Annotated in this window: 27 protein-coding genes, 1 tRNA gene and 1 pseudogene; 13 read left to right on the top strand and 16 right to left on the bottom strand. The window is 67.9% G+C overall.

Going from position 1 to position 24,962, the window contains the following annotated elements; translation table 11 throughout:
* The 5 genes and pseudogenes from ON39_RS06360 to ON39_RS06340 form a co-directional block, all read right to left on the bottom strand.
* Positions 1-431, bottom strand: a pseudogene (locus ON39_RS06360) (sensor histidine kinase); the annotation flags it as partial.
* 25 nt (positions 432-456) lie between these two features.
* The gene (locus tag ON39_RS06355) at positions 457-1,134 is read right to left on the bottom strand and encodes a response regulator transcription factor (protein ID WP_040732167.1); all 678 of its coding nucleotides are present in this window, start codon (positions 1,132-1,134) and stop codon (positions 457-459) included.
* Between the two features lie 60 nt (positions 1,135-1,194).
* Positions 1,195-1,740 (bottom strand): PH domain-containing protein, encoded by a 546-nt coding sequence (locus tag ON39_RS06350; protein WP_040732162.1) that lies wholly within the window; start codon positions 1,738-1,740, stop codon positions 1,195-1,197.
* Positions 1,741-1,858: 118 nt separating this feature from the next.
* Positions 1,859-2,659 carry a biotin--[acetyl-CoA-carboxylase] ligase gene (locus ON39_RS06345; RefSeq protein ID WP_040732159.1) on the bottom strand — a complete coding sequence of 267 codons (801 nt, stop codon included), beginning with the start codon at positions 2,657-2,659 and terminating at the stop codon, positions 1,859-1,861.
* A 51-nt stretch (positions 2,660-2,710) separates the two neighbouring features.
* A complete protein-coding gene (locus ON39_RS06340; RefSeq protein WP_040732157.1) occupies positions 2,711-2,896 on the bottom strand; it encodes a hypothetical protein in 186 nt (61 codons plus the stop codon).
* Between the two features lie 207 nt (positions 2,897-3,103).
* Here ON39_RS06340 and ON39_RS06335 point away from each other — a divergent pair, with 207 nt between their 5' ends.
* From ON39_RS06335 to ON39_RS06325, 3 genes are all read left to right on the top strand, one after another.
* A complete protein-coding gene (locus ON39_RS06335; RefSeq protein WP_040732154.1) occupies positions 3,104-4,744 on the top strand; it encodes an acyl-CoA carboxylase subunit beta in 1,641 nt (546 codons plus the stop codon).
* Positions 4,745-4,904: 160 nt separating this feature from the next.
* Entirely contained in the window at positions 4,905-5,234 is a 330-nt protein-coding gene (locus ON39_RS06330) for an acyl-CoA carboxylase subunit epsilon (RefSeq protein WP_040732151.1), read from the top strand.
* Positions 5,231-5,866, top strand: coding sequence for a nucleoside triphosphate pyrophosphatase (locus tag ON39_RS06325; RefSeq protein ID WP_040732146.1), 636 nt, complete (start codon positions 5,231-5,233; stop codon positions 5,864-5,866). The genes ON39_RS06330 and ON39_RS06325 overlap by 4 nt, the downstream gene beginning before the upstream one ends.
* On the opposite strand, the gene ON39_RS06320 is transcribed toward ON39_RS06325, so the two are convergent.
* Positions 5,792-6,697: a helix-turn-helix transcriptional regulator gene (locus tag ON39_RS06320; protein WP_040732145.1), complete on the bottom strand. Its 906-nt coding sequence runs from the start codon at positions 6,695-6,697 to the stop codon at positions 5,792-5,794. The genes ON39_RS06325 and ON39_RS06320 overlap by 75 nt on opposite strands.
* Positions 6,698-6,863: 166 nt before the next feature.
* Between ON39_RS06320 and ON39_RS06315 the strand changes: the two genes are divergently transcribed.
* The 3 genes from ON39_RS06315 to ON39_RS06305 all read left to right on the top strand — a co-directional run bounded on the left by ON39_RS06315 (position 6,864) and on the right by ON39_RS06305 (position 10,821).
* Complete coding sequence (locus tag ON39_RS06315) at positions 6,864-7,778, top strand: sulfurtransferase (protein ID WP_040732143.1); 915 nt, start codon at positions 6,864-6,866, stop codon at positions 7,776-7,778.
* Positions 7,779-7,939: 161 nt separating this feature from the next.
* Complete coding sequence (locus ON39_RS06310) at positions 7,940-9,742, top strand: acetyl/propionyl/methylcrotonyl-CoA carboxylase subunit alpha (RefSeq protein ID WP_040732142.1); 1,803 nt, start codon at positions 7,940-7,942, stop codon at positions 9,740-9,742.
* Between the two features lie 140 nt (positions 9,743-9,882).
* The gene (locus ON39_RS06305) at positions 9,883-10,821 is read left to right on the top strand and encodes a patatin-like phospholipase family protein (RefSeq protein ID WP_246002833.1); all 939 of its coding nucleotides are present in this window, start codon (positions 9,883-9,885) and stop codon (positions 10,819-10,821) included.
* 260 nt (positions 10,822-11,081) lie between these two features.
* Here the strand turns inward: ON39_RS06305 and ON39_RS45665 are convergent, their stop codons facing one another.
* On the bottom strand, positions 11,082-13,037 hold the full coding sequence (locus ON39_RS45665; protein WP_051186350.1) for a serine/threonine-protein kinase: 1,956 nt from the start codon (positions 13,035-13,037) through the stop codon (positions 11,082-11,084).
* 174 nt (positions 13,038-13,211) lie between these two features.
* Positions 13,212-14,738, bottom strand: a complete 1,527-nt coding sequence (locus tag ON39_RS45660; protein WP_051186349.1) for a serine/threonine-protein kinase — start codon at positions 14,736-14,738, stop codon at positions 13,212-13,214.
* A gap of 30 nt (positions 14,739-14,768) precedes the next feature.
* Between ON39_RS45660 and ON39_RS06290 the strand changes: the two genes are divergently transcribed.
* Both ON39_RS06290 and ON39_RS06285 read left to right on the top strand, forming a co-directional pair.
* On the top strand, positions 14,769-15,194 hold the full coding sequence (locus ON39_RS06290) for a DUF1707 SHOCT-like domain-containing protein (protein ID WP_040732140.1): 426 nt from the start codon (positions 14,769-14,771) through the stop codon (positions 15,192-15,194).
* A gap of 13 nt (positions 15,195-15,207) precedes the next feature.
* Entirely contained in the window at positions 15,208-15,546 is a 339-nt protein-coding gene (locus ON39_RS06285) for a hypothetical protein (RefSeq protein WP_040732137.1), read from the top strand.
* 166 nt (positions 15,547-15,712) lie between these two features.
* Here the strand turns inward: ON39_RS06285 and lat are convergent, their stop codons facing one another.
* A complete protein-coding gene (lat, locus tag ON39_RS06280) occupies positions 15,713-17,047 on the bottom strand; it encodes an L-lysine 6-transaminase (protein WP_051186348.1) in 1,335 nt (444 codons plus the stop codon).
* 64 nt (positions 17,048-17,111) lie between these two features.
* Positions 17,112-17,564: an Lrp/AsnC family transcriptional regulator gene (locus ON39_RS06275; protein WP_040732134.1), complete on the bottom strand. Its 453-nt coding sequence runs from the start codon at positions 17,562-17,564 to the stop codon at positions 17,112-17,114.
* A gap of 112 nt (positions 17,565-17,676) precedes the next feature.
* Between ON39_RS06275 and amaB the strand changes: the two genes are divergently transcribed.
* Together amaB and ON39_RS06265 are read left to right on the top strand one after the other, a co-directional pair.
* A complete protein-coding gene (gene amaB / locus ON39_RS06270) occupies positions 17,677-19,206 on the top strand; it encodes an L-piperidine-6-carboxylate dehydrogenase (RefSeq protein WP_110293473.1) in 1,530 nt (509 codons plus the stop codon).
* 96 nt (positions 19,207-19,302) lie between these two features.
* Positions 19,303-19,376, top strand: a tRNA-Met gene (locus ON39_RS06265).
* A gap of 282 nt (positions 19,377-19,658) precedes the next feature.
* Here ON39_RS06265 and ON39_RS06260 read toward each other — a convergent pair.
* Positions 19,659-19,856: a hypothetical protein gene (locus ON39_RS06260; RefSeq protein ID WP_146251068.1), complete on the bottom strand. Its 198-nt coding sequence runs from the start codon at positions 19,854-19,856 to the stop codon at positions 19,659-19,661.
* A 130-nt stretch (positions 19,857-19,986) separates the two neighbouring features.
* Positions 19,987-20,595, bottom strand: coding sequence for a TetR/AcrR family transcriptional regulator (locus ON39_RS06255; protein WP_051186347.1), 609 nt, complete (start codon positions 20,593-20,595; stop codon positions 19,987-19,989).
* Positions 20,596-20,665: 70 nt separating this feature from the next.
* Here ON39_RS06255 and ON39_RS06250 point away from each other — a divergent pair, with 70 nt between their 5' ends.
* Positions 20,666-21,415, top strand: coding sequence for an MBL fold metallo-hydrolase (locus ON39_RS06250; RefSeq protein WP_040732126.1), 750 nt, complete (start codon positions 20,666-20,668; stop codon positions 21,413-21,415).
* A 66-nt stretch (positions 21,416-21,481) separates the two neighbouring features.
* Here the strand turns inward: ON39_RS06250 and ON39_RS06245 are convergent, their stop codons facing one another.
* Both ON39_RS06245 and ON39_RS06240 read right to left on the bottom strand, forming a co-directional pair.
* Positions 21,482-21,871: a DUF2511 domain-containing protein gene (locus ON39_RS06245; protein ID WP_051186346.1), complete on the bottom strand. Its 390-nt coding sequence runs from the start codon at positions 21,869-21,871 to the stop codon at positions 21,482-21,484.
* 217 nt (positions 21,872-22,088) lie between these two features.
* Positions 22,089-22,679 carry a TetR/AcrR family transcriptional regulator gene (locus ON39_RS06240; RefSeq protein ID WP_040732123.1) on the bottom strand — a complete coding sequence of 197 codons (591 nt, stop codon included), beginning with the start codon at positions 22,677-22,679 and terminating at the stop codon, positions 22,089-22,091.
* A 65-nt stretch (positions 22,680-22,744) separates the two neighbouring features.
* Between ON39_RS06240 and ON39_RS06235 the strand changes: the two genes are divergently transcribed.
* Positions 22,745-23,272, top strand: coding sequence for a hypothetical protein (locus ON39_RS06235; RefSeq protein WP_040732121.1), 528 nt, complete (start codon positions 22,745-22,747; stop codon positions 23,270-23,272).
* Between the two features lie 16 nt (positions 23,273-23,288).
* On the opposite strand, the gene ON39_RS06230 is transcribed toward ON39_RS06235, so the two are convergent.
* Positions 23,289-23,915 (bottom strand): Clp protease N-terminal domain-containing protein, encoded by a 627-nt coding sequence (locus ON39_RS06230; protein WP_040732118.1) that lies wholly within the window; start codon positions 23,913-23,915, stop codon positions 23,289-23,291.
* Positions 23,916-24,145: 230 nt separating this feature from the next.
* On the opposite strand from ON39_RS06230, the gene ON39_RS06225 reads away from it, so the two are divergent.
* On the top strand, positions 24,146-24,406 hold the full coding sequence (locus tag ON39_RS06225; RefSeq protein ID WP_040732115.1) for a hypothetical protein: 261 nt from the start codon (positions 24,146-24,148) through the stop codon (positions 24,404-24,406).
* An 89-nt stretch (positions 24,407-24,495) separates the two neighbouring features.
* On the opposite strand, the gene ON39_RS06220 is transcribed toward ON39_RS06225, so the two are convergent.
* A partial coding sequence (locus ON39_RS06220; protein WP_040732113.1) for a DUF6537 domain-containing protein occupies positions 24,496-24,962 on the bottom strand: 467 nt, incomplete at its 5' end.

The raw sequence follows: 24,962 nt of genomic DNA, 5'->3' as shown, positions 1-24,962 counted from the left end.
GCGACCGAGACCGCGGCGCCGAGCGAGGCGAGCACCGCCAGCGCGACCACCGCGACGGCCTGCTGCTGCCTGGCGTGCATCGGCGCCGACGGAACCTCCAGGCGCAGAGAGCCTTTCGTGCCCATCGACAGGGACTCGACCAGCGGATCGGCGACCTGGCCGACGCCGATGTCCACGCGCGAGGCGTTGTCCCGCGGGGCCGGATAGATGATGGTGAGCTTGCCGTCCTGCGGTAGTAGCGGCTCCACCGATCGGGTGTCGAGCTCGCCGGGCACGAGGCCGTCGCCGCGCTCCTGTTCGATGATCACCGTGGCGATCCGCTCGAGTTTGCTCTGCAACTCGTCGCGGGTGATGTCCTCCACCCACAGCCACGCCGTGTAGATCAGCGGCACGCCGAGCACCACCGTGGTGAGGGTCAACACGGTGAGCATGGACCGCAAGATTCTGCGCCGCACGTTAAGTGGTATTCAATCGGAACCCGACGCCGCGCACGGTGACGATGCGCCGCTCCGCCATCGGGCCCTCGTCGCCGATCTTGCGGCGCAGCCAGGACATGTGCATGTCCAGCGTCTTGGAGCCGCGCAGTTCGGCGTCGCCCCAGACCTCGCGCAGAATGGTCTCGCGCGGCACCACCTGACCGGCGCGATCGATCAGCACCTTCAGCAACTCGTATTCCTTGTTCGCCAGGCCGATCTCGACGCCGTTCACCAGCACCCGGCGCGCGGCCGGCTCGAGCCGGATGCCGCCGACCTCCACCGTGTCGTCGCCGATCCCGCTGCGCCGCAACAGGGCTCGCACCCGGGCGAGCAACTCGGCGAGGCGGAACGGCTTGCCGACGTAATCGTCTGCGCCCGCGTCCAATCCGACGACGAAGTCGACCTCGTCGGTGCGCGCGGTGAGCATCAGCACGGCCAGATCGGCGCCGCGGGCGCGGACCTGACGACACACCTCCAACCCGTCCATGCCGGGCAGGCCGAGATCGAGAATGAGCAGGTCATGATGGCCCTCCAGGGCCCGCTCGAGCACAGCGGGACCGAAGCGCTCGACGGTGACCGAGTACCCCTCGCGCCCCAGTGCGCGCGACAACGGCGCGGCGATCGCCTCGTCGTCTTCAGCTAGCAGTACGGCCGTCATATCCCCAGGTTAACGGGCTCACCCGTCACCTGCCCCCGCCCCTCGTCATCGCCGCCCCCGTCATCGGTACTCGCCGTGCTCGCCGCGGTACTCGCCATGGCCGTACTCGTCGTGATCGACGCCGAAGACCTGGTGATACATCAGCGCGTGCACCCGCTGCACGGCCGGAATGTCGTCGAACTCGAGCGGCTCCGAGGACGACGATTCGATGATCAGCGTGCCGGTTCCGAGCATCCGGTCGAACAGCCCGTGCCGGAACTGCACGCTGGAGATCCGGCTCATCGGAATGTCGATGCCGGTGTGCGTGAGCACGCCCTGCCGGACGAGCACGCGCCGGTCGGTGATGATGAAATGCGTCGACTTCCAACTGAGAATCGGTGCGACACAACGCCACACGACAATGATCAGCCAGACCACGAGCACCGTGATCAGCAGCGCCGATCGCGCGGTCCCCTCGGCTTTGCGCGACGCGATCCCCCCGGCGAAACCGGCGAGCGCGGTGACGACGATCAACGTCACGACCGGCCAGAACAGCATCTTCCAGTGTGGATGACGGTGCAGGATCAGCTGTTCTTCCGGCGCAAGCACATCCTCCGGATAACCCATGGCCGGAACACTACCGCGTGCGGATGCCGAAACGCCGACACCGAACCGCGTCGTGCAGCACAATCATGTGCCCGCCACCGCGACACCGGCCGGTTGTGCGGCTGTGTAGTTTTCGCGCTCAGTACTCGGCGCGCAGGTGCGTGACGTCGCCCGCCGAAACTGCCCGATCACCGATCAGCAGGCGGCCCGCGTCGTCGATATCGGTGGCCGTGCCGGTGAGCGTCCGGCCCCCGGGCAGTTCGGCGCGCACCTGCGCCCCCAATGTGGCGCAGCGCTCGCGGTACGCGGCGGCGAGATCGTCTGTGCGCCAGCCCGCGTCGCGCCACGCCGTGAAGCGGCGGGCGAACTCGGTGAGCATCGACCGCACGATCAGCGTCCGGTCGGTGTTCGCGGCGCCGGCGATGGTGAGCGAGATGGCATGCGGCACAGGCAGTTCCGCCTCGCTGAGGCTCACGTTCAGCCCCATGCCGATGACCACAGCCGGTACGCCGTCGGCGGCCGCGACCTCGGCGAGGATGCCCGCCACTTTGCGGCCATCGATCAGTACGTCGTTGGGCCACTTGAGGTTCGCGTGCACACCGGCCGTCGCGCGCAGCGCGTCCACCACGGCGACGCCGGTGAGCAGCGGCAGCCAGCCGAGCACCGCGGGCTCGATCCCGGGCAGCCGCACGAGCAGCGACATCGAGATCTGCGCCCGCGGCGGGCTCACCCAGGTGCGTGCGTGTCTCCCGCGCCCCTGCTCCTGCGCCTCTGCAAGGAGTACCGCGCGATCGGCGTCCGGCTCGCCGGCGCGCGCGATCAGGTCCGCGTTGGTGGACCCGGTCGACTCCACCACCTCGATGTGGCGGAAGAACGACAGCTCGGGCGATTCGGTGAGACTGCGTCGCAACTGCTCTGCGTCCAAAGGAGACCTGGTCACACGGGCAGGCTACTTGGTGCGCGATGGCCTGCCCGACGAGGTCGTATCCGGTTATCCGACGAGGATGTACATCTCGCTCGGTGCGCGTTCCGCGCAGTCGATGCTGTCGGCGTCGCCGTGGGCGGCCTCGGCCCGGTAGTCCGGATCGACGATCGTCGGCTCGATCTCGCCGGTGTGACACCTCGTCCACGCGGCCGCGGCGGCGTACTCCGCGACGGTTTTGCTCCATTCCCACATATCTGGGCTCCTCCCCCTGAGCACGAAAACTGGACTCTTCCAGGCTAACTGGGCCACCACGCGCGGCGATAGGGATTTTCTACCGGCGCAAACACGCCAAAACACCTGCAAATCTGCCGCCACCACGCGATCTAGCTGCGCTTTTTACCCACCGGTAGCCCCTACTGGGTTAGTGGGAAGCATTGCCACTCGTTACACTCCGGAGCCATGACGAGTGTCCAGCAGCAGTCCGCGCAAGATCCGGCGGGCGCCCCCGACATCCACACCACCGCCGGGAAGCTGGCTGACCTGCGGAATCGGCTGGATGAGGCCAAGCACCCGATGGGTGAGGCCGCGGTCGACAAGGTGCACGCGAAGGGCAAGATGACCGCCCGCGAGCGCATCCTCGCTCTGCTGGACGAGGGTTCGTTCGTCGAACTCGACGCCCTGGCGCGGCACCGCAGCGTGAACTTCGGCCTGGAGAAGAACCGGCCGCTCGGCGACGGCGTGGTGACCGGCTACGGCACCATCGACGGCCGCGACGTCTGCATCTTCAGCCAGGACGTCACCGTGTTCGGCGGCAGCCTCGGCGAGGTCTACGGCGAGAAGATCGTCAAGGTGATGGACCTGGCGCTCAAGACCGGTCGCCCGCTGATCGGCATCAACGAGGGCGCGGGCGCGCGCATCCAGGAGGGCGTCGTCTCGCTCGGCCTCTACGGCGAGATCTTCCACCGCAACATCCAGGCCTCCGGCGTGATCCCGCAGATCTCGCTGATCATGGGCCCGGCCGCGGGCGGGCACGTGTACTCCCCGGCGCTCACCGACTTCGTGGTGATGGTCGACGGGACCAGCCAGATGTTCGTCACCGGACCCGATGTCATCAAGACGGTCACCGGCGAGGACGTCACCATGGAGGACCTCGGCGGCGCGCACACGCACATGACCAAATCCGGTGTGGCGCACTACGTCGCCTCCGGCGAGCAGGACGCGCTCGACTACGTCAAGGACCTGCTGTCCTACCTGCCGAGCAACAACCGCGCCGAGGCGCCGCGCTTCCCGGCCACCGACCCGATCGACGGCGCCATCGAGGACTCGCTCACCGAGGAAGACCTCGAGCTGGACTCGATCATCCCGGACTCGCCGAACCAGCCCTACGACATGCACGAGGTGATCCGTCGCCTGCTCGACGACGACGAGTTCCTCGAGGTGCAGGCCGAGCGCGCGATGAACATCATCGTCGGCTTCGGGCGCATCGACGGCCGCAGCGTCGGCATCGTGGCCAACCAGCCGACCCAGTTCGCCGGCTGCCTCGACATCGACGCCTCGGAGAAGGCCGCGCGCTTCGTGCGCACCTGCGACGCGTTCAACGTCCCGATCCTCACCCTGGTCGACGTCCCCGGCTTCCTGCCCGGCACCGGCCAGGAGTACAACGGCATCATCCGGCGGGGCGCGAAGCTGCTCTACGCCTACGGCGAGGCGACTGTGGGAAAAATCACGGTCATCACGCGCAAGGCCTACGGCGGCGCCTACGACGTGATGGGCTCCAAGCACATGGGCGCGGACGTGAACCTCGCCTGGCCGACCGCGCAGATCGCCGTGATGGGCGCCTCGGGCGCCGTCGGGTTCGTCTACCGCAAGCAGCTGCAGGACGCGGCCACCAACGGTGAAGACGTCGATGCGCTGCGGCTTCAGCTGCAGAACGAGTACGAGGACACCCTGGTGAATCCGTACGTCGCCGCCGAGCGGGGTTACGTGGACGCGGTCATCCCGCCCTCGCACACCCGCGGCCAGATCGTCTCGGCGCTGCGCCTGCTCGAGCGCAAGATGGTAACTCTGCCGCCGAAGAAGCACGGCAACATCCCGCTGTGATTCCGGCCGCAACATCCGGCCGCGTACCGGCGATACCCTCGGTAGCCCGCGCACACTGGATGTAGAGACGCAATGAGTGGATCCCAGGATGATCGCGTCATCCGTTCGCTCATTTCGCATACCGAACACGCCTGATCAGGCAAAGAGAGGATCTGGCACCGTGACGACCGTGGCAGAAGAAGAGGTGTTGACCGCCGCCGAACTCGACCTCGTCGGCTCCCTCACCGACGACGCCGAGGCAGGCGGGGTCGACGCGCCTGTCGCCGACTCCGCGGCGGAGACGGCCGCGCCGTTCTTCACCGTCGTGAAGGGCAACCCGAGTGACGAGGAGGTCGCGGCACTGGTCTGTGTGCTGTCCGCGGCCGCGGAGAGCACCGCGACCGGCCCGTCCGGGCCGCCGGATCTGTGGGGTCGCCCGAGCTTCATGCACCGGGGCACGTCCCCGTTCTCGCCCTACGCCTTCCCGCAGCTGTCGCACCTGCGCGGGTGACGACCTTCGTTCTCGCCTCCGCGTCGCCGGCCCGCCGGGAAGTACTCCGCTCGGCGGGCATCGATCCGATCGTCCGGGTGTCCGACGTGGACGAGGACGCGATCGCGGCCGCGCTGCCCGAGGGCACCGGCCCCGAGACGGTCGTCGTCGAGCTGGCCAAGGCCAAGGCCGCGGCGGTCGCCGCGACCATCCCCGGCCTCGACGCCGATTGCGTTGTCGTCGGCTGTGATTCGATGCTGCTCGTGGACGGCGAGCTTCAGGGCAAGCCGCACACCCCCGAGGTCGCCAGGGCCCGCTGGGGCGAGATGGCCGGGCGCAGTGCCGATCTGGTGACCGGGCATTGCGTCCTGCGGCTGCGCGACGGCCGGATCATCGCCGAGGCGGTCGACTGCAGTTCCACCACAGTGCATTTCGCGAAGCCGGAGCCCGACGAGCTGGACGCCTACATCGCCACCGGCGAGCCGCTGCGCGTGGCGGGCGCGTTCACCCTCGACGGACTCGGCGGCTGGTTCGTCGACCGCATCGACGGCGATCCGTCCAGCGTGATCGGGATCGGCCTACCACTGCTGCGCCGACTGCTTGGCGATGTTGGGGTCGCCGTTACGCAGCTGTGGGGCCACACGGCTCCCTGACGGCGGCGCGATCAGCGGCTCCGAAACCATCGTGTCCCCGACCACCGGCACGGTGACGACCTCGCGGTTGTCCGGCTCGCCCCGCAGCTCGTCGCGGCGCAATTCGTCGTGCCGCGGATCCTCACGCAGGTCGTCATGCCGCAGTGCCTCGCGGGTCAGGTCGTCGTGCCGCAGGTCGTCGTGCCGCAGCTCCGCGCGCCGCGCCAGCATCTCCAGCCGCACCACGCACAGTTCCGGCTCGACGAACGGGTGCAGCCGCACGTTCACCTCGCCGCGCGCGCCGCTGCGGTCGAGTACCTCTTTGATCAGGCCGAGGTGCACGCCGCACACCACCTCGGAGTGGGTGCGCGCGAGCTCGCGCAGTGGGCAGGCGGTGAGGCGGACGAGGGCCTGATCGCTGGTCTCGTTCGGGTCGCGTTCGGGGGCGAAGCCCAGTTCCGAAAGCACCGTCATGGTCACTTCTTTGGCGTCGTCGAGCGATTCGACCCGGTGCTCACCCGCGTCGAGCTTCGCGCCCCAGGCCCGTCCGGCCGCGATGGCCGCCTCGGAGCGCCTGCGCGGATCGGGGCCGAGCTGATCGGCGAGCACCTGCGCGAGTTCCTGGTAACCGACCGATCGCTGCACCGCGCTGTAACCGATCCGCGGACGTCCGCGACCGCGCGGCGGTTGCTGGAATTGGCGCACCAGGGATTCTCTGGTGAGCACGTCCAGATGAAACCGAACCGTGGTGACGTGTTGTCCGGTGATTCTGGCCAGTTCCTGGGCGTCGAGAGGCTCGCTGGCGCCACGTAGGATCGCGAGCAGTCGCCGCCGCGGCCAAGAATCGGACATAGCTCACCCCTCCTCCCGGGAGACTTTATCGGATGCAGGTGCGATTTATTCGCCCATTCAGCCGATTTGTGATCTGAAACGAGAGTCACTAACGCCTCACACATACCATCGCTGTGAGACCCGAACCGCTGAAACCACCGTCTACCACGTGTGAAGGACCCACATCGTGCCCGCTGCTCCGGACCCGCATCCCGCATCAGGTTCTTACGCACATCCTCACCGACTAGTAACCACAGAGTGGCTGTCGGCAAACATCGGCACTCCGGGACTCAAGATCGTCGAGTCCAACGAGGACATATTGCTGTATGACATCGGGCATGTTCCCGGCGCTACCAAGATCGATTGGCGGGGGGATCTGAACGATCCGGTCACACGTGACTACATCGACGGAGCCCGATTCACCGAGTTGATGCGCGCCAAGGGAATCGAGCGTGACGATACCGTGGTCGTCTACGGTGACCGGGGCAACGCGCAGGCGGCGCACACATTGTGGGTGTTCACATTGTTCGGGCACAAAGATGTGCGGTTGCTGGACGGCGGTCGGGGCGCGTGGATCTCCGAGGAACGCGACACCACCTTCGACACCCCGCACCACCGGCCGAGCGACTATCCCGCCGTCGAACGCGACGACGGCAGCGCCCGCGCGTTCCGCGAGGACGTGCTCGCCCACCTCGGCAAGCCGCTGATCGACGTGCGCTCGCCCGAGGAGTACTCCGGCGAATTCATCCAGCCCCCGGTCGATCCGGAGGACGCCGCGCTGCGCGGCGGGCACATCCCCACGGCCACCAATATTCCCTGGACCGAGGCGTTCGGCCCCGACGGCCGATTCCGCTCGCGCGCCGAGCTGGACGCGATCTACGGCGCGCTCGGCGCCGACGACGACCTCATCGTCTACAGCCGGATCGGCGAACGCTCCAGCCACACCTGGTTCGTGCTGACCTATCTGCTCGGATTCGGCACCGTGCGCAATTACGACGGCTCGTGGACCGAGTGGGGCAACTCGGTGCGCATGCCGATCGCCAAGGGGTCTGAACCCGGCGCCGCACCGGCCGCCGCGGGCCGCCGGGTCCGCGGCGGGTAGCGCACGCACGCCTTTCCTTCCGAATGGTGCCTTTGTGATTCGCCACTTACTGTTCAGTAGGACTGGCCGAGTTCGGCGTCTGTTGGCAGACTGCCTACACTCGCCCAGACGTAGTTTCGTCGACCACGGGGCGACCGAAAAGATTGCACACAGGAGGCTCAGTGCCCAGCCACGCCAGCGCACGGATCACGAAGGTACTCGTAGCTAACCGAGGCGAGATCGCTGTGCGCGTGATTCGGGCGGCCAAGGACGCCGGCCTCGGCAGCGTCGCGGTGTACGCGGAGCCGGACGCCGACGCTCCGTTCGTCAAGCTCGCCGACGAGGCGTTCGCGCTCGGCGGCCAGACCTCGGCCGAGTCGTACCTTGTCTTCGACAAGATTCTCGATGCCGCGTCGCGCTCCGGCGCCGACGCCATCCACCCCGGCTACGGATTCCTCTCCGAGAACGCCGACTTCGCCCAGGCCGTCATCGACGCCGGGCTGATCTGGATCGGCCCCTCGCCGCAGTCGATCCGCGACCTCGGTGACAAGGTCACCGCGCGCCACATCGCCGAGCGCGCCAACGCGCCGATGGCGGCGGGCACCAAGGACCCGGTGAAGAACGCCGACGAGGTCGTCGCGTTCGCCAAGGAGTACGGCGTTCCCGTCGCGATCAAGGCCGCCTTCGGCGGCGGCGGCCGCGGCATGAAGGTCGCGCACACCATCGAGGAGATCCCCGAACTGTTCGAGTCGGCCACCCGCGAGGCGGTCGCCGCGTTCGGCCGGGGCGAGTGCTTCGTCGAGCAGTACCTCGACAAGGCCCGCCACGTCGAGGCGCAGGTCATCGCCGACAAGCACGGCAACGTGGTGGTCGCGGGCACCCGCGACTGCTCGCTGCAGCGCCGGTTCCAGAAGCTCGTCGAGGAGGCGCCCGCGCCGTTCCTCTCCGACGAGGTGCGCGCCAAGATCCACGCCTCGGCCAAGGCGATCTGCCGCGAGGCCGGTTACTACGGCGCAGGCACGGTCGAGTACCTGGTGCAGGGCGAGACGGTGTCGTTCCTCGAGGTGAACACCCGCCTGCAGGTCGAGCACCCGGTCACCGAGGAGACCGCGGGCATCGACCTGGTGCGCCAGCAGTTCCGCATCGCCAACGGCGAGGAGCTGTCCATCAAGGAGGACCCGACCCCGCGCGGGCACTCCTTCGAGTTCCGCATCAACGGCGAGGACGCCGGCCGCGGCTTCCTGCCCGCCCCCGGCCCGGTCTCGGTGTACAAGGAGCCGACCGGCCCCGGCGTGCGCGTCGACTCCGGCGTGGTGCAGGGCAGCGTGATCGGCGGGCAGTTCGACTCGATGCTGGCCAAGCTGATCGTCACCGGTGAGAACCGCACGCAGGCGCTCGAGCGGGCCCGGCGCGCGCTGGCCGAGTACGAGGTCGACGGCCTCGCCACGGTCATCCCGTTCCACCGCGCGATCGTCGAGGACCCGGCGTTCATCGGCGACGGCACCAAGTTCGACGTCTACACCAAGTGGATCGAGAACGAGTGGACCAACACCATCGAGCCGTTCACCGGCGGTGCGCAGGCCGACGAGGACGAGGAGCTGCCGCGGCAGAAGGTGGTCGTCGAGGTCGGCGGGCGTCGCGTCGAGGTGTCGCTGCCCGGCCAGTTCAGCCTGGGCGGCGGTGGCGGTGCTCCCGCGGGTAACGGCGCGGGCGTGATCCGCAAGAAGCCGAAGCCGCGCAAGCGTGGCGGTGCCGGCGGCGGCGCGGCCTCCGGTGACGCGGTCACCGCGCCCATGCAGGGCACCGTGGTGAAGGTCGCCGTGGAGGAGGGTCAGTCCGTCGAGGCGGGCGACCTGATCGTGGTGCTCGAGGCCATGAAGATGGAGAACCCGGTCAACGCGCACAAGGCCGGTGTGGTCACCGGGCTGTCCGTCGAGGCGGGCGCCGCGATCACGCAGGGGACCGTGCTCGCCGAGATCAAGTAACGGTCGGCTGACGCGCCGGATCCCTTCGTCCGGACGCGATACGACTAGGTAGTGCTGCTCGCGTAAACGTAGAGCGAACACCGCTTCGAGCGGGCGCTGGGCCGATGACGCCCGCGCCCGCTCTGTCGTATCGTGGTCCGGTGACCAGTACGCCGACCGTCTCCGCCGTCGCGGAGATGATCCGCGCCCGCCGCGCGGCGGGGAGCCGCGCCGACGGCAACCGGCTGGTGCTCGTCATCGAGGGCGGCGGCAGTCGCGGCGTCTACTCCAGCGGCATGGTGTCGGCGCTCGAGGAACTCGGCCTCGGCGCGGTCTTCGACGCCGTCTACGGCACGTCGGCCGGCGCGATCAACGGGGCGTGGCTGCTCGGCGGCCGCGCGATAGCGGGCATGCGCTCCTGGACCGATCCGGTGATCATGCGCCGCGCCATCGACCCGGCCAGGCTGCTGCGCGGACGCCCCGCGTTCGACCTGCGCTACCTCGTACATCAGGTCTACGACGGCCTCGAGGGCATGAACTTCCCGGCAATCCTGGCCAACCCCACCACCTTTCACCCCATCGCCACCGACATCCGCACCGGCCGCGCCGTCGACCTGCACCCGCACATCGTCGACAAGCGCACGCTCAAGCGCGCTTTGCGGGCCTCCGCGGGCCTGCCCATTCTGGCCGGCCCGCCCGTCCCCCTCGGCGACGCGCACTACTTCGACGGCGGCCTCACCGAAACCGTCCCGATCCGCACGGCCGTCCGCGACGGGGCCACACACGCCCTCGTCCTGCGCACCCGCCGTGTCGACGAACAGCGCCCCCCGGCCTCCCTCCTGCACCGCGTAGTCGGCGGCGGCTACCTCCGCGCCACCGCCCCCGGCGCCTACCGCGCGTGGATCCAGCGCCCGCACCAACAGGCCATCGAAGACCGCGCCCTAGCGCAACTCGGCGACGCCGTCCTGCAAATCCACCCACCCGCCGGTTCGCCGGATGTCGACAGCGCCGCGCGAGACGTCACGCTGCTCGCCAAGGCGTTGGACATCGGGCGGCGAGCGGTGCACTCGGTGCTGTCCGACACCGCGCGCGTCGCCTGAGAGCACCCGCGAACCAGTAGCGTCGCATGCCGTGTCGCCTGACCTCTTCATCCACGGCGCCTTGCCGTCCGGTACTGCGCGCCGCCCGAGACGCCTCTGCGGCCCGAGCGCGCCGTCTCTGAGGCATCTCGGCACGACCGTGCCTCGTTTCCGGCCCCGCTGAGCGACGCTCGAAACCGCCGCGCCGCACACTCTTCGATTTCCTCGCAAGGATTCGCATGCGGTTCGGTATGCGTGGGATCAGGGGTACGTGCGTTGTGTTAGCCGAGGTGTACCGCGACGCCGTTGGAGAGGAGGAAGTCGTGTAGTTCGAGGTGGTTCGGGGACGTGTCGGCGGGCAGGTCGAAGACCAGTTGGGTGGTTGCGGACTGGCCAGGGGGTAGTTCGAACGAGTAGTTGTATCCGTGCTGGGCGGACTGCCACATGGTGGCGGTGGTGTTGTGGTCGAACGGGGTGCCCTGGGCGTCGAAGAGGCGCTGGCCGAAGGGCAGGAACCACTTCGACTCGCCGGAGATGTTGCGGACGTCGAGGGTGACGATCACGAACGAGCCTGCCGCCGACTGGAGGCCGACCCGGTGGACGCCCGTGTCGACGTCGGCGACGACGAACTCGAACTTGCCGTCCCGCACCGGAATTCCCGCGGCGGCGACACCCCGCGTGTCGGGTTGTTCCGGCGGCGGAGCTGGATTCTCCTCGGCCGTCGCCGTGGGCCGCGGTGCACCGGTACCACCCGAGTCGCCACTTCGAGTGCCTGCCAACAGCGCGACGCACCCCGCAGCCAACATGAACGGCGTCAGGAAGACGACGACCAACGCTCCGACCACCTTCGACAGCACCCCGCCGCGCTTGCGCCGAGGCCGCCGCACAGGGGGTCGCCGAGCGTCCGTGTGGCGCTTGGGGGCTTTCGCGGGTGCGGGGAAGACGCGACGCCCGTACCCGACGGGGTAACGCTGCTGCGGAACACCCGGAGGCGACTGCGGCACAGAAAGATACTCGGCCGGACGACCCGACTCGGGCTTCGGCCGGGTCGAATGCGGAAACACGAGGGCGCGTACCCCTCGCGCAGCCGCGCCGACCTGCCGGGCGACCGAATCACGCTGCGCGGCACCGGCCCCGGGGTGTGAGCCTGGCGGTGAGACGGGATATGCGCTTGCCCCGGCAGCCAGCCGGCGCTGCGGTACGGCACCGGCTGACGGATATGCTTGCGGCCGTGGGTAACTCGGTGTGGGCACGTCGAGCCGAGTCGCCACCCGAGTCGGTGCTGGACCAGGCTCGGGCATAACCTTGGTCGGCGCAGGACCTTCTGGCATACGCCCCGGCGCTCTAGACGCCGAAGGCTCCGGTGGATTCGCCGGCAGTTCGGACGCCACAAGCGTTCTCGGCGGTCGCACCGGCAGCACCGGCGACCGGGTACCGATCGCGGCGTGCGCGGCGGCCGCGAAATCCCCCGCTGTGCGATAACGATCGTCTGGACTCTTCGCCATTCCCCGGGCGATGACGGCGTCCAGGGCGACCGGAACGGCGGCATTGCGGGCGGCCGCGCGCGGCGGATCCGACGTCAGGTGCGCGTGCATCTGCTGAGCGGGGTCGGTATCGCCGTAAGGCCTTGCCCCGGTGAGGCATTCGTACAGTACGCAGGCCAGCGAGTACACGTCGGACCGCGCGTCGGCCTTTCCGGCGAACCGTTCCGGCGCCATGTAGGCCAGGGTGCCGATCGCCAATCCGGTGGTGGTGACGGCGGTTTGGCCGATGCCGTGCGCGATGCCGAAGTCGATCAGGTAGGCGAAGCCGCTGGAGTGGACGACGATGTTGGAGGGCTTGACATCCCGGTGCACGAGCCCGACGCGGTGCGCCACATCGAGGGCGGCGGCCACCTGCCCGACCACGCCGACGGCGGCCGCGGGCGACAATGCCCCCGACGCGATCTCGATCGACAGGTCGCGCCCCTCGACGAACTCCATGTCGATGAACAGCCTGCCGTCGATCTCACCGAACCGATGGATGCGCGGAATACGCGGATCGCGCAGCCGGGCGACCACCTCGGCCTCGCGCTCGAAGCGCCTGCGGTACCCCGCGTCCGCCGCGAGCTCGACCGGCAAGAGCTTCAACGCGACCCAGCGCGCGGCCGCGTCGTCGTGGGCCAGCCAGACCTGCCCCATCCCGCCCCTGCCGAGCAACCGTGCCAGCCGATAACCCCCGAATCGCACCTCCCCCATCGCGAACCTCCAGTCGCCGTCGACTTGTCCAGGCCCGGCCCGCCGGCCTCCAGCCCGACCACGGCTGCGCTGGAAAACGCCAGCTCATACCGCGAACACCGAAGAACCCAACCTCCTTCGGAGCCTAACCCCGCCCCGCCCGGGCGGCCAGTGTGTCCTCAGCAACAGCGGCCGCTACTTGTCTTTGCCGTGCTTGCCGTGCCCGTTGCCGTTGTTGTTGCCGGGACCGTTGCCGTTGTTATTGCCGGGGCCGGAACCGTTGCCATTGCCAGGGGCGTTGACATTGGCATCGCCACTGCCGTCGCCGTTGTTCCCGCCGCCGAAGTCTCCGCGATCCCGCTTCGCCGTGTTCTCCGGCGGCTCGGCATTCGACTCGGCGGGCACCCAGTTCGCCAGGCGGCCGACCGTGCCGACACACAGCAATGGCGTTCCGTCCCCCGCCAATCCACGCCCGTCGACGGCTGGATCGCACGGCTGCCACACAACCGGCGCGGTGGCGATCGGCTTGGTCTGCGGCGCAACGGGTTCCGGGGTCCGCGTGGCGGGCGGCGGGGCGAGCCGCGACTCCGAGGTCCCACCGTGTGTCGTCGGCGGCCCGAATGTCGATGCCGCCGAGTCTCTTCCGTCGCCGGGCCGACCGAGCCACAATGCCAGTCCCACCGCCACGAGCAACGCGACCAGCGCACCGACAGCGACCCGCGACCTCGCCAGGCGTCGCGCCCTGTCCCCCTCATCGAGCCTGTCCTGACGCGTAATGCCTTGCGAATCCGCCGAACCGGCGCCGAGCGAATCCGGCGTACGCAACGGCCGCGTTTCGGCGACTCGAAACGGCCTGGGCAGCGCGGTCGCCGACAGCACAGCGGCAGAGGTCTCCACCGTCGGCACGTCGAGCCCGGTGATCGCGGCATACGCGGCCGACGCGAACTCCCCCGCGCTGGCGCAGCGCTGCTCCGGCACCTTCGCCATCCCCCTGGCGATGACGGCGTCGAGCGCGGCGGGCACCGCGTGATTGAAGTCCGCGGCGAGCGGTGGATCGGTCATCAGGTGCGCGACCATCGACTGCGCCGCGTCGGCATTGCCGAAAGGCCGTCGCGCGGTGAGGCATTCGTACAGCACACAGGCCAGCGAGTACTGATCCGAGCGCGCATCGCCCGAACTGGAGAAACGCTCCGGCGCCATATACGCCAACGTGCCCACCACATTGCTGCTCGTCGTGATGGCGGGCTGGTCGATCCGGTACGCGGTCCCGAAGTCGATCAGGTGCACGTGCCCGTTCGGATCGACCATGATGTTGGCCGGCTTGACGTCGCGATGCACCAGACCCGCCCAGTGCGCGGCGTCGAGCGCCGTCGCGACCTGCATGACGACCCGCACCGCCCGCGCGGGCGACATCGGCCCCTCGAGCCGGAGCACGGTGGCCAGGTCGGTCCCCTCGATGTACTCCATCGCGAGGTAGAGCCGATCGTCGATCTCGCCGAACTCGTGGATCGCCGCCAGGTGCGGCCCGCGCACCTGGGCCGCCAGCCTGGCCTCTCTGGTGAACCGCTGTCGATACTTGGGATCGGCCGCCACCGTGGCGGACAACACCTTCAACGCGACGGCACGATCGGCGATGCTGTCCTGCGCCAGCCACACCTGTCCGGTGCCACCGCTGCCGAGCAATCGATCGAGGCGATAGTGGCCGAACCACGTCTCACCCATGGTGTTGTACCTCCCGCTAGCCTTTTCCTCATGGAGGATCTACCCGATATCCGTATCGGCACCGCGGAGCGCGAGGCGGCGATGCAACGACTGTCCGATCATTTCGCAGCCGGACGGCTCAGCGTCGCGGAATTCGATGAGCGCAGCGCGGTGATCGCGGCCGCCGTCACCCGGGGCGACCTCACGCCGGTGTTCGCGGATCTACCCGATCCGCTGGTCAAAGCCGCGGCGGTGCCCGCCAAGCCGGAGTCCGGTTTCCTCTCGGAGTGGCCGGAGCGGGTGATGGCGGTGATCCCGATCCTCGCGGTCATCCTGTTCTTCGTCACCCACAGTTGGCTGTGGTTCCTGGCCATCCCGCTGATGGGCGCGCTGCTGTTCGGCGGCGGGCACGGCGGACACGGTCACGGCCGAGGTCACGGTCGCCGCCGCAACCGCGACCGGCGGTCCATCGAGTGAGACGCGTGCACTGATGGAACCGATCGAGATCAACGCGGGCACCTGGTACCTGCGGGCGTTGCGCGCCGACGACCGCATCGACGACCGGCCCGCGCTCGCCGAGGGCGGCATCACCGACCCCGGCTATGTCGCGCGGCGCAGCGCGGAATGGGCGGTGGAGTCCCACTTCTCGTGGGCGGTATGCGAGCCGACCACCGCGGAGATGGTCGCCGAAGTGGGGGTGCGGCCCACCGGCGACGGTGCCGCCGAGGTCGGCGGCTGGGCGCGCGAGGGTTATGAGCCCGCGCTGGAAGCGGGATTGACCAGTGTCCGGCGATTCGTCGAAGGCGGTCTCGGCTTGATCGTCCGCTGAAAGACCTGCTGCGTAGGCCAATTCGTGAATACTTGCCGCTAAGCGATTTCGTGCCTGCCACAGCACGCACCTGACGAAACGCGCTGCCTGTCGGACGAATACCATCCGGCAGACAGCGCGTGACCGTGTTGCTGAGCGCGCCTTGGGATTTCGCGCGATCGGAGCCTTACTCGAATCCGGTGAGCACCCGATCCAGCGCGTCGACCGCGGCATCCAGTTCGGCGGTGGTCACCGTCAGCGGCGGCCGGAACCGGATGCCCCGCTCGCCGGTGCCGAGGATCAGCACGTGCTCCCGCTCACGCAGCGCGGTGACCACCTCGTCGCGCAGGTGCGCCGACGCCAGGGTGACCGCGCACATCAGCCCGCGACCGCGCGGTTCGGTGACGCTCGGGTGCTGCGCGGCCAGCGTCCGCAGCCGATCGAGCAGGTGCGCGCCCAGCGACTTCGACCGCTCGACGAGCGAATCCTGTTCCAGCACCTCGAGAATGCGCCGCACGCGCACCATGTCGGTGAGGTTGCCGCCCCAGGTCGAGTTGATCCGGGAGTTCACCACGAAGACGTTGTCGGGCACCTCGTCCACGCGTCCGCCCGCCATCACGCCGCACACCTGGGTCTTCTTGCCGAACGCGACGACGTCCGGCTGAACGCCGAGTTGCTGGTAGGCCCAGGTGGTTCCGGTCATGCCGACACCGGTCTGCACCTCGTCGAGGATGAACAGCGCGTCGTTCTCGTGACAGAGCCGCTGCATCGCCTGCAGGAACTCCGGCCGCAGGTGCCGGTCGCCGCCCTCGCCCTGGATCGGCTCGGCGATGAAACACGCTATGTCGTGCGGGTTTTCGGCGAACGCGCGGCGGGCCTGGTCCAGCGCGACGGCCTCGGCCTCGGCGATGTCGGTGCCGTCGGCGAGGAACGGGGCGTCGATGCGCGGCCAGTCGAACTTGGGGAAGCGGGCGGTCTTCACCGGGTCGGTGTTGGTGAGCGACATCGTGTAGCCGGTGCGGCCGTGGAAGGCGCCGGTGAGGTGCAGCACCTTGGTGCCGAGTTCCGGTGCGCGGCCATTGCTTTCGTTGTGCCTGCTCTTCCAGTCGAACGCGATCTTGAGCGCGTTCTCCACGGCGAGGCCGCCGCCGTCGATGAAGAACAGGTGCGGCAGCCGGGGATCGCCGAGCACCCGCACGAATGTCTCGACGAACCGGGCCATTTCGACGGTGTAGATGTCGGAGTTGCTCGGCTTGTTGAGCGCGGCGGTCGTCAGCTCCTCGCGGAACTCGGCGTCCTCGGCCAGCGCGGGGTGGTTCATCCCCAGCGCGTTGGAGGCGAAGAAGCCGAACATGTCCAGATAGGCGCTGCCGTCACGTTCGTCGATGAGCTTGCAGCCACGGGACTTCTGTAGGTCCAGCACCAAGTCGAAGCCGTCGGCGAGGATGCTGGCCGACAAGATCTCGTGCACCCGGGCGGCGGGGGTGACCGCCGGGCGAGTGCGTTCCAGTTCGATGGTCACACCACCGAGAGTACGCAAAATTTACGGTTTCTGTACGGGAAAGCGGATTAATTACGCGTAACGCCTACCTGTCATAGAATGTCTGCAAGATGATGGTGCTTCGAGTTCTGACGTTGGCGGTCGCCCTGATCTCCTGCAGCAGCTGCTCGAGGTGCCGGGGCGAGGCCACCCGGACCAGCAGGACATAGCTCTCATCCCCTGCCACCGAGTGGCACGCCTCGATCCCGGGGATGTGCTGCAACACCGCGGGGGCGTCATCGGGCTGGGACGGGTCGAGAGGAGTGATCGCGACGAATGCCGACAACAGCTGGCCCAGTGCCTCCGGGTCGACGTGCGCCGTGTAGCCGCGGATCACCCCGCGCGCTTCCAGCCTGCGCACCCGCGATTGCACGGCGGACACCGAAAGGCTCGCCTTCTCGGCCAGATTCGACAGCGTGGCGCGCCCATCGGCCATCAGCTCACGAATCAGCAGGCGATCAATGTCGTCGAGTGCAGGTCGTGCAGGTGTATCCGCCATCAGCGGAGACTAACCCAGGCAGACCCCCTCGTGGCAGAAACCTCACCCCGATCCTCCCAAGACATGGGACAGAGATGCCGCATTGCGGCCGAAAGGTACGGCGGAGCAACACATGACGGATGTACTCGGCGATCAGACCACCCGGGAACTGGCGGAGCGCGCCTCGACGGTGCTGCGCGGACTCGGCGTTGAACCCCCGGAAACGGGCGACCTGCCCGCCCGCAGCCCGATCACCGGCGGGCAGCTGATGACCCTGCGAGCCAGCTCGCCGGAGGAGGTCGACGCCGCTATCGGCCGCGCCGCCACCGCCTTCCGCGCCTGGCGCACCGTGCCCGCGCCGGTCCGCGCCGCGGTCGTGCGCAGGCTGGGCGAGCTGCTCACCACGCACAAGAGCGAGCTCGCCGAGCTGGTGACGCTCGAGGCGGGCAAGATCGGCGCCGAGGCCGCGGGCGAGGTGCAGGAGATGATCGACGTCTGCGAGTTCGCGATCGGCCTGTCCCGCCAGCTCTACGGGCAGACGATGCCGTCGGAGCGCCCCGGGCACCGGTTGATGGAGACGTGGCATCCCCTCGGCGTCGTCGGGGTCATCTCCGCGTTCAACTTCCCGGTGGCCGTGTGGGCGTGGAACACCGCGATCGCGCTCGTCTGCGGCGACACCGTGGTGTGGAAGCCCTCGGAGACGACGCCGCTCACCGCGCTGGCCTGTCACAGCCTGCTGCGCCGCGCGGCGACCGACGTCGGCGCGGATCCCGAAGTGCACCAACTGGTTCAGGGTTCGGCGGAGGTCGGTTCCCGGCTGGTCGACGACGATCGGGTGGCGCTGGTGAGCGCGACCGGATCGGTGCGGATGGGCCGCATCGTCGCGCCGCGGGTGGCCGAGCGTTTCGGCCGCTGCCTGCTCGAGCTGGGCGGCAACAACGGCGCGATCGTCACGCCCTCAGCGGATTTGGAACTCGCCGCGCGCGGCATCGTGTTCGCCGCGGCCGGCACGGCCGGGCAGCGGTGCACCACCCTGCGCCGGCTGATCGCGCACGCCGACGTGGTCGGCCCGCTGATCGAGCGGATCGAGAGCGCGTATCAGCAACTGCGCGTGGGCAATCCGCTCGAAGACGGGGTGCTGGTCGGCCCGCTGATCGACGGCCGCTCCTACACCGCGATGCGGGCCGCGCTGGACCGGGCACTCGCCGACGGCGGCGAATTGATCTGCGGTGGTGAACGAGTCGACGGCTTCGGCGACGACGCCTACTACGTGCGCCCCGCCATCGTGCGGATGCCCGCGCAGACCGCCGTGGTGCGCGAGGAGACCTTCGCGCCGATCCTCTACGTGCTCACCTACCACGACTTCGACAGCGCGATCGCCATGCACAACGAAGTGCCGCAAGGGCTTTCGTCCGCCGTGTTCACCTCCGACCAGCGCGAGGCCGAACGCTTCCTCGCCGCCGACGGATCCGACTGCGGCATCGCCAACGTCAACATCGGCACCTCCGGCGCCGAGATCGGCGGCGCGTTCGGCGGCGAGAAGCAGACCGGCGGCGGCCGCGAATCCGGTTCGGACTCGTGGAAGGCCTACATGCGCCGCGCCACCAACACCATCAACTACTCCGCCGAACTCCCCCTCGCCCAAGGGATCAAGTTCGGCTGACCCCCTCCCGCCGGGGCCCGCGCCGGGCCCCGGCACCCCACCCCACCAGGCGTTTTCGCATCCTGCCGATCTATGTGTAAGGTTGAGAACACCCGACGCGGGGTGGAGCAGCTCGGTAGCTCGCTGGGCTCATAACCCAGAGGTCGCAGGTTCAAATCCTGTCCCCGCTACTCAGTAGCTCAGGTCGGCCAGTGTTTCACTGGTCGGCCTGAGCTTTTGCTTGGCCGAATATCCACTATCGACGACTATCTCCAGGATGTCCGCATCCTCCACGGTTCATCCGGAGCCTGGGTGATTGTCCGATACCGCACTAGCATGACTTGCGTGGACGACCCTGCGTTGCTCGCCGTATCGAGAATTAGCAGGGTGCGATCGATCGTCTGCTGCCTGGCTGTCGTCGGCGCATTGGCACTGCGATTCTCACCGCTGTACTTTTGGGAATCGTTGGTCGCCTACGACATTGCGGCAGCCGTCGTGACCAGCGGTGCGATAGTCGTGGCCACGTTGTCGATAATGCTTGCCCGGCGTTCTCGGACCGCGCGGGCGCTGTCCATCTTCGTTGCGATTTCGCCATGCTGTCCTGCGCGCTGCAAGCGGCGAAGATCTACTTCGCGCACCTCGGCCATGCCGACCTGGTATTCGACAATCACGTACTGACCATCCCGGAACATGCGCGCTGGCGCCTCGGCTACTACAACGTCCCTCTCGGAATAACCTACGGAGCCGAAATCCTGCTGCTGGCACTATGTCTGACGCTGTCGGCGGTTGCCACCGCCTCACTCAAGGGAGTTCTTTTCGGGCGGCGGCCAAGTGGGCGGAGATGAGGGTGTCGATGAGGACATTGAGGTCCAGCCAGGGGAAGCTGGGGCGGTCTTGGCGGAGGGTGATGAGGCCGTGCATGGCTGCCCAGAGGCAGGTGGCGGTGGCGGTGGGGTTGGTGCTGCCGCAGGACTCGGCCGTGTCGGCGAGGAGTCGGAACAGGGGTAGGCCGGGTAGTTGGGCGTCGGTGGGTTCCCAGCCGGGGGTGCCTGCTGTGCCGAACAATACGCGGTAGTGGCCCGGGTTGCGCAGGCCGTATTCGCAGTAGGCGCGGCATATTTCGGCGAGGCGGGTGGGGGCGTCCGTCGCGGACGCGGTCGACAGCGCCGCGCGTAACTCGGCGAAGCGCACCTCGTATACCGCGGTGAGCAGTTCGCGGCGGTCGGCGAAGTGCAGGTACACGCTTTGCGGCGCGATACCGGCGGCTCGCGCGACCGCCCGCAGCGACAGCGATTCCTGGCCGTCCAACGTTTCCAACAGGCGACTCGCCGCCGCCACGAGTTCCTCGCGCAGGCGGGCGCCCTCGCCACGGCGGTTGCGATCCCGCGCGGTGTCCTTCTTCGCCGTCACCCTTGACATGCTAGCAGGACGGGTGTCAACTGACAGATGTCAGCAGACAACTGTCTTGTTAGGAAAGCCCATGTCTGTCACCGTGACTCGCGTCGTGCACGCCAGCGTCCTGCTCGACTTCGGCGGTGCCCGGATCCTCACCGATCCGTGGCTGTCCGAGCGCCGCTTCTACCACCAGGGCGAGCCGCGCGGCATCGCCACCGCCGCCGATCTTCCGGAGCTGGCAGGCATCGTGATCAGCCATGCCCACTACGACCACTGCGACCTCGGAGCGTTGCGGAGCTATCCGGACAAGAATGTGCCGTTCGCCGTCGTGCGCGGTCTCGCAAAGCAGGTACGCGCGGCGGGATTTCACAACGTCATCGAGTTGGACACTTGGCAGTCAACCCATCTCGGTGCCGTCGAGGTGACCGCCACACCCGCCAGCCACGGCGTACCCGAGGTCACCTTCGTACTACGCGCCGACGGCCGCAGCGTCTTCTTCGGCGCGGACACCCTCCGCATCGCCGAACTCGACGAAATCGCCCACTGCTTCGGCGAATTGGACCTGGCCCTCCTGCCCATCAACGGCTTGCGCATCCGCCCCGCCTTCAACCATCAGGTCGTCATGGACGCCACCGAAGCCGCCGACCTCACCCGAGCCCTGCGCCCCCGCCTCGCCGTTCCCATCCACTACGCCTTCACCAGCGGCCCCCTCGGCGACCGCCTCATGACCAAATCCACCCGCAACCGCCCCGACCTCTACCGCGACGCCGCCACCGCCCTCGCCCCCGACACCACCGTCCACATCCTCACCCCTGGCCAACCTCTCGCCCTGTGAACCATCCGGCGATACCCTCCGTCGCCGGCTCGACAACGCCGCACGCACGGATGATCACGTCACAGTTCACGATCCCGCGAATCTGCACAACTGCAGGGTTCTGCTGCGCAGCGCCCCGAGGCTGATTTTGTCGCCTCCAGAACCATTGGCACGCAAGGGTTCCAGGGACGGTAGACCCGCCTGCTCGGCTCTGTCGTTGAGCGCATAAGACTTGCCGTCCGGCGCAGTGAACACCGCCTGCTCGCCCGCGCGGCATTCGATGGTGCCGTGGTCGACCGTGAAAGGCCATAGGGCACCGAGGTTTTCGGCGGCCACGGCCTGGCTGCTGGACGTCGGCTCTGGCAGCGGTACGGGGCTCGCATGGGAGGGGTTCGGCCGCCCAGATCCTCCGCCGCACGCGCCGATCGACAGGACACCGCAGCAGATCGCCAGCACCGCTGGAATCTTCGACATCATCTCTTCCTCCCCACAGCATCGGTATTCGATTACCGGTGTTCTCGCACGCGTGCCGAAGGTCTCGGCACTTACTATGCTTCGACGCCCGGACAAAACGCATGGTTCCCACGCGCCATGTTTCAGATCGGTGAGCTACGTCACCTCTACAACTACCCCATCGACCGCCGGCCGTACGCGCGTAAATCGAACGAAGACAACGGGAGTCGCCGTCACCGCGTCATTCCGTGATGATCTCGTCCAGGAACACATCGAGTCGGGCAATCACGTCGCGAGAGGTGAGGTGGCCCGCGAGTCGTTGCAGGCTGAGGCCGTCCACCAGCGCGTGGAGACGCTGCGCGAGCACGTCACTGGGGAGAGCCGGTACGACCAGTGCGTTCATGGCGGACAGATCCGAGATCAAACGATGGCACAGCTCGTACATCTGACCGAAGTGTTTGCGTTGGACGGCGGCGAGGTGCGGGTTGCTGAGGCCTAGGACTACGAAGGAAAAAGCTATGGCGGACTCGGTGATTCGGCGGTCGTCGAGGGGCATGGTCTCGTGCAGGATGGCGCGGAAGATGTCGCGGGCGGAGCCGGTGCGGGGCAGGGCGGCTATGCGGGTGGTGACGCGGGTGATCACCTCCTCGCAGGCGAAGGCCAGGAGTTCGGCGCGGGTGGCGAAGTAGTGCCGTAGGGCGCCGGAGGACCAGCCAGCCTCGGCGGCTACCGAGCGGATGGAGATCTCGTCGATGCCGTCGCGGGCGATGACGCGCCAGACCGCCTCGGCGAGTTCCACGCGGCGGCTCTGGTGGTCCACGATCTTGGGCATGGGCTTATTTTCGCACAGTCGTGTTATCTTTTATTCAGCTCGACTGTGCGAAAAAGGAGAGACATGTGATTGCGCTGATCATCGGCTGTGAGATCGGTTTCTGGGTGCTGCTGCTCATCGGGCTGGCGGTCCGCTACCTGACCTCGGCGCGGCGGCTGAGCAACGTCCTGCTCGCCTCGGTTCCGCTGGTCGACGTCGTGCTGCTGGCCGCCTCGGTGATCGACCTGCGGCGCGGCGGCGAAGCGTCGCTCACGCACGGCCTCGCGGCGATCTACATCGGCGTGTCGATCGCGTTCGGCTCGCAGATGATCGACTGGGCTGACCAGCGATTCGCACATCGTTTCGCCGGCGGGCCCGCGCCGATCCGTCCGCCCAAAGCGGGACGCGAGCACGCCGCCAGGGAGCGCGGCCAATGGCTCAAACATCTACTGGCCTATGCCGTGGCCGCCGCCGTACTCGGCGTGTTCACCCTGCTCGTCGGCGATACCGACCGCACGGCCCCGCTGTGGGGCGTCATGGCCCCGTGGACCTTGATCCTCGCCATAGATTTCGTGGTCTCGTTCAGCTACACCATCATGCCGCGCCGCTCGTAATCGAACACCGGAAAATCTAACCGTCCCGCGCGAGTGCTTCGTCGACAATGCCTTGGAGGTCTATTCCCGACTCAGCACGGACGTAGGCAACGTCATCATTCTTATAATTGAAAGCCCATTTAGAACCACTCCCCGGTGGGTGACGCACACCGAGCAGCGCAATGATGTCGTCCGTTGCACGCCGAGGAAATTCGACGTAGGTGGTCATACGGGCCGAGGGCTCGAGTTCGGGCAGCGGACTGCGCGGCAGTTCCACGCCCAGATCGCGCATAGCGGTAATGATGACGGCACGAGTTCCTTCGGAGCTCTCGGGTAACAATCCGCGCGTACGATCCCAGAGCACAGCCAACAGAAAGTGCACAGTGTCAGGCTCGGCAGCGCCCGAGGCGTAGGCGAAGCCCTCCGCACGCCCGTGCACCGTGTACCAGCGCGGATTAGGACTCAGCTGATCCGGCGTTTCCATGGAACCGGCTCGGCTCAACCATGTTTCGACAACCTCTGCGTCGACACCCGCCCGCTCCAGAGCCTGCCGCGCCACATCGCCGCTGTCACCGCGCAGCACACCCAGCAGTGCGTGCTGCGGACCGATCCAGCCGTGGTTCAAACGCATCGCCTCGCCGGCTGCGAGATTGAGCAGATTCATGCATTCATGGTGCACGAATCGACCGCGCCCGGCTATACCACCGGGCCAGTATGACAGGCCACCATCGCACAATTGGCAGTTGCATGTCAGCGACGTGAAGATCGCCCACCGTAATTGTGCCCCATGACGTTTGGCAGCGGCAGTCCATTCCACCCGGCACATCGCACTGTTAACGTCGCTTTCGATCGACGCCGAACACGCGCCGACGCAAGAAAGAAAGTCATACGCTCATGAATAAAATACGCTTTGCTGCCGCGCTCGCCGGAATTGCCGCTGGCGCAACCGTTCTCGGCCTGCCCGCGCAAGCGTCCGCCGACACGGCAATTCCGGCACCCACCGCGATTGTCGCCCAGTACACGCCGGGCACGTTCGAAGCGGTCGATATGTACTGCTCCGGCGGCCTGGACGGAAAGGTCGTCTGGCTGCAAGGCGCATTCCACGAATGCAAGTACGTCGACGGTCACGGCTTCGTGTGGGTCCCCACGTCCTGATAGGAAAAAGCGGCCCGGAACCAGGGAGGTTCCGGGCCGCTTTCCATATGCCCGGGAGCGTGGCCTATACGCTCGACCAGGCGCGCGGTCTACTGCCCAGCCGCGCTGTCGGTTTCGACCTTCGGCGGCTCGATACCGAGGTCGCGCAGGCTGTTTCGGTACAGCTCGACATTGGCGAGCTTGATGTCCTCGTAGCCGCGCACGGTGTCGGCGAGGGCGGCGGCTTGGACCGCGCGGTCGTAGCCTGCCTCGTCGAGCGAGTCCGCGAGGGTGGTCACCATGTCGGTGTAGTGGGCGAGCAGCGCCCGCTCCACCCGGCGCACATGGGCGTACCCGAAGGGATCGAACTTGGTGCCGCGCAAGCGCTTTCCCTTGGCGAGGAGCTTGAGCGCGACGTGCCCGCGCGGGCCGATGCCGATCTTCTTCTTGCGGCCCATGGCCCGCAGCACCGGCGGGTGCAGCCGGTAGGTGAGGTTCGCCCCCTCGGGCAGCTGGCCGGCGACCTCGTCGAGGAAGGCCGGGTCGGTCAGGCGGCGCGCCACCTCGTACTCGTCCT

Origin of the sequence: Nocardia tenerifensis NBRC 101015, from assembly GCF_000308715.1 — a bacterium.
GTDB lineage: Bacteria > Actinomycetota > Actinomycetes > Mycobacteriales > Mycobacteriaceae > Nocardia > Nocardia tenerifensis.
The sequence above is the reverse complement of the archived record's forward strand: the minus strand, read 5'-3'. Positions and strand labels throughout refer to the sequence as shown.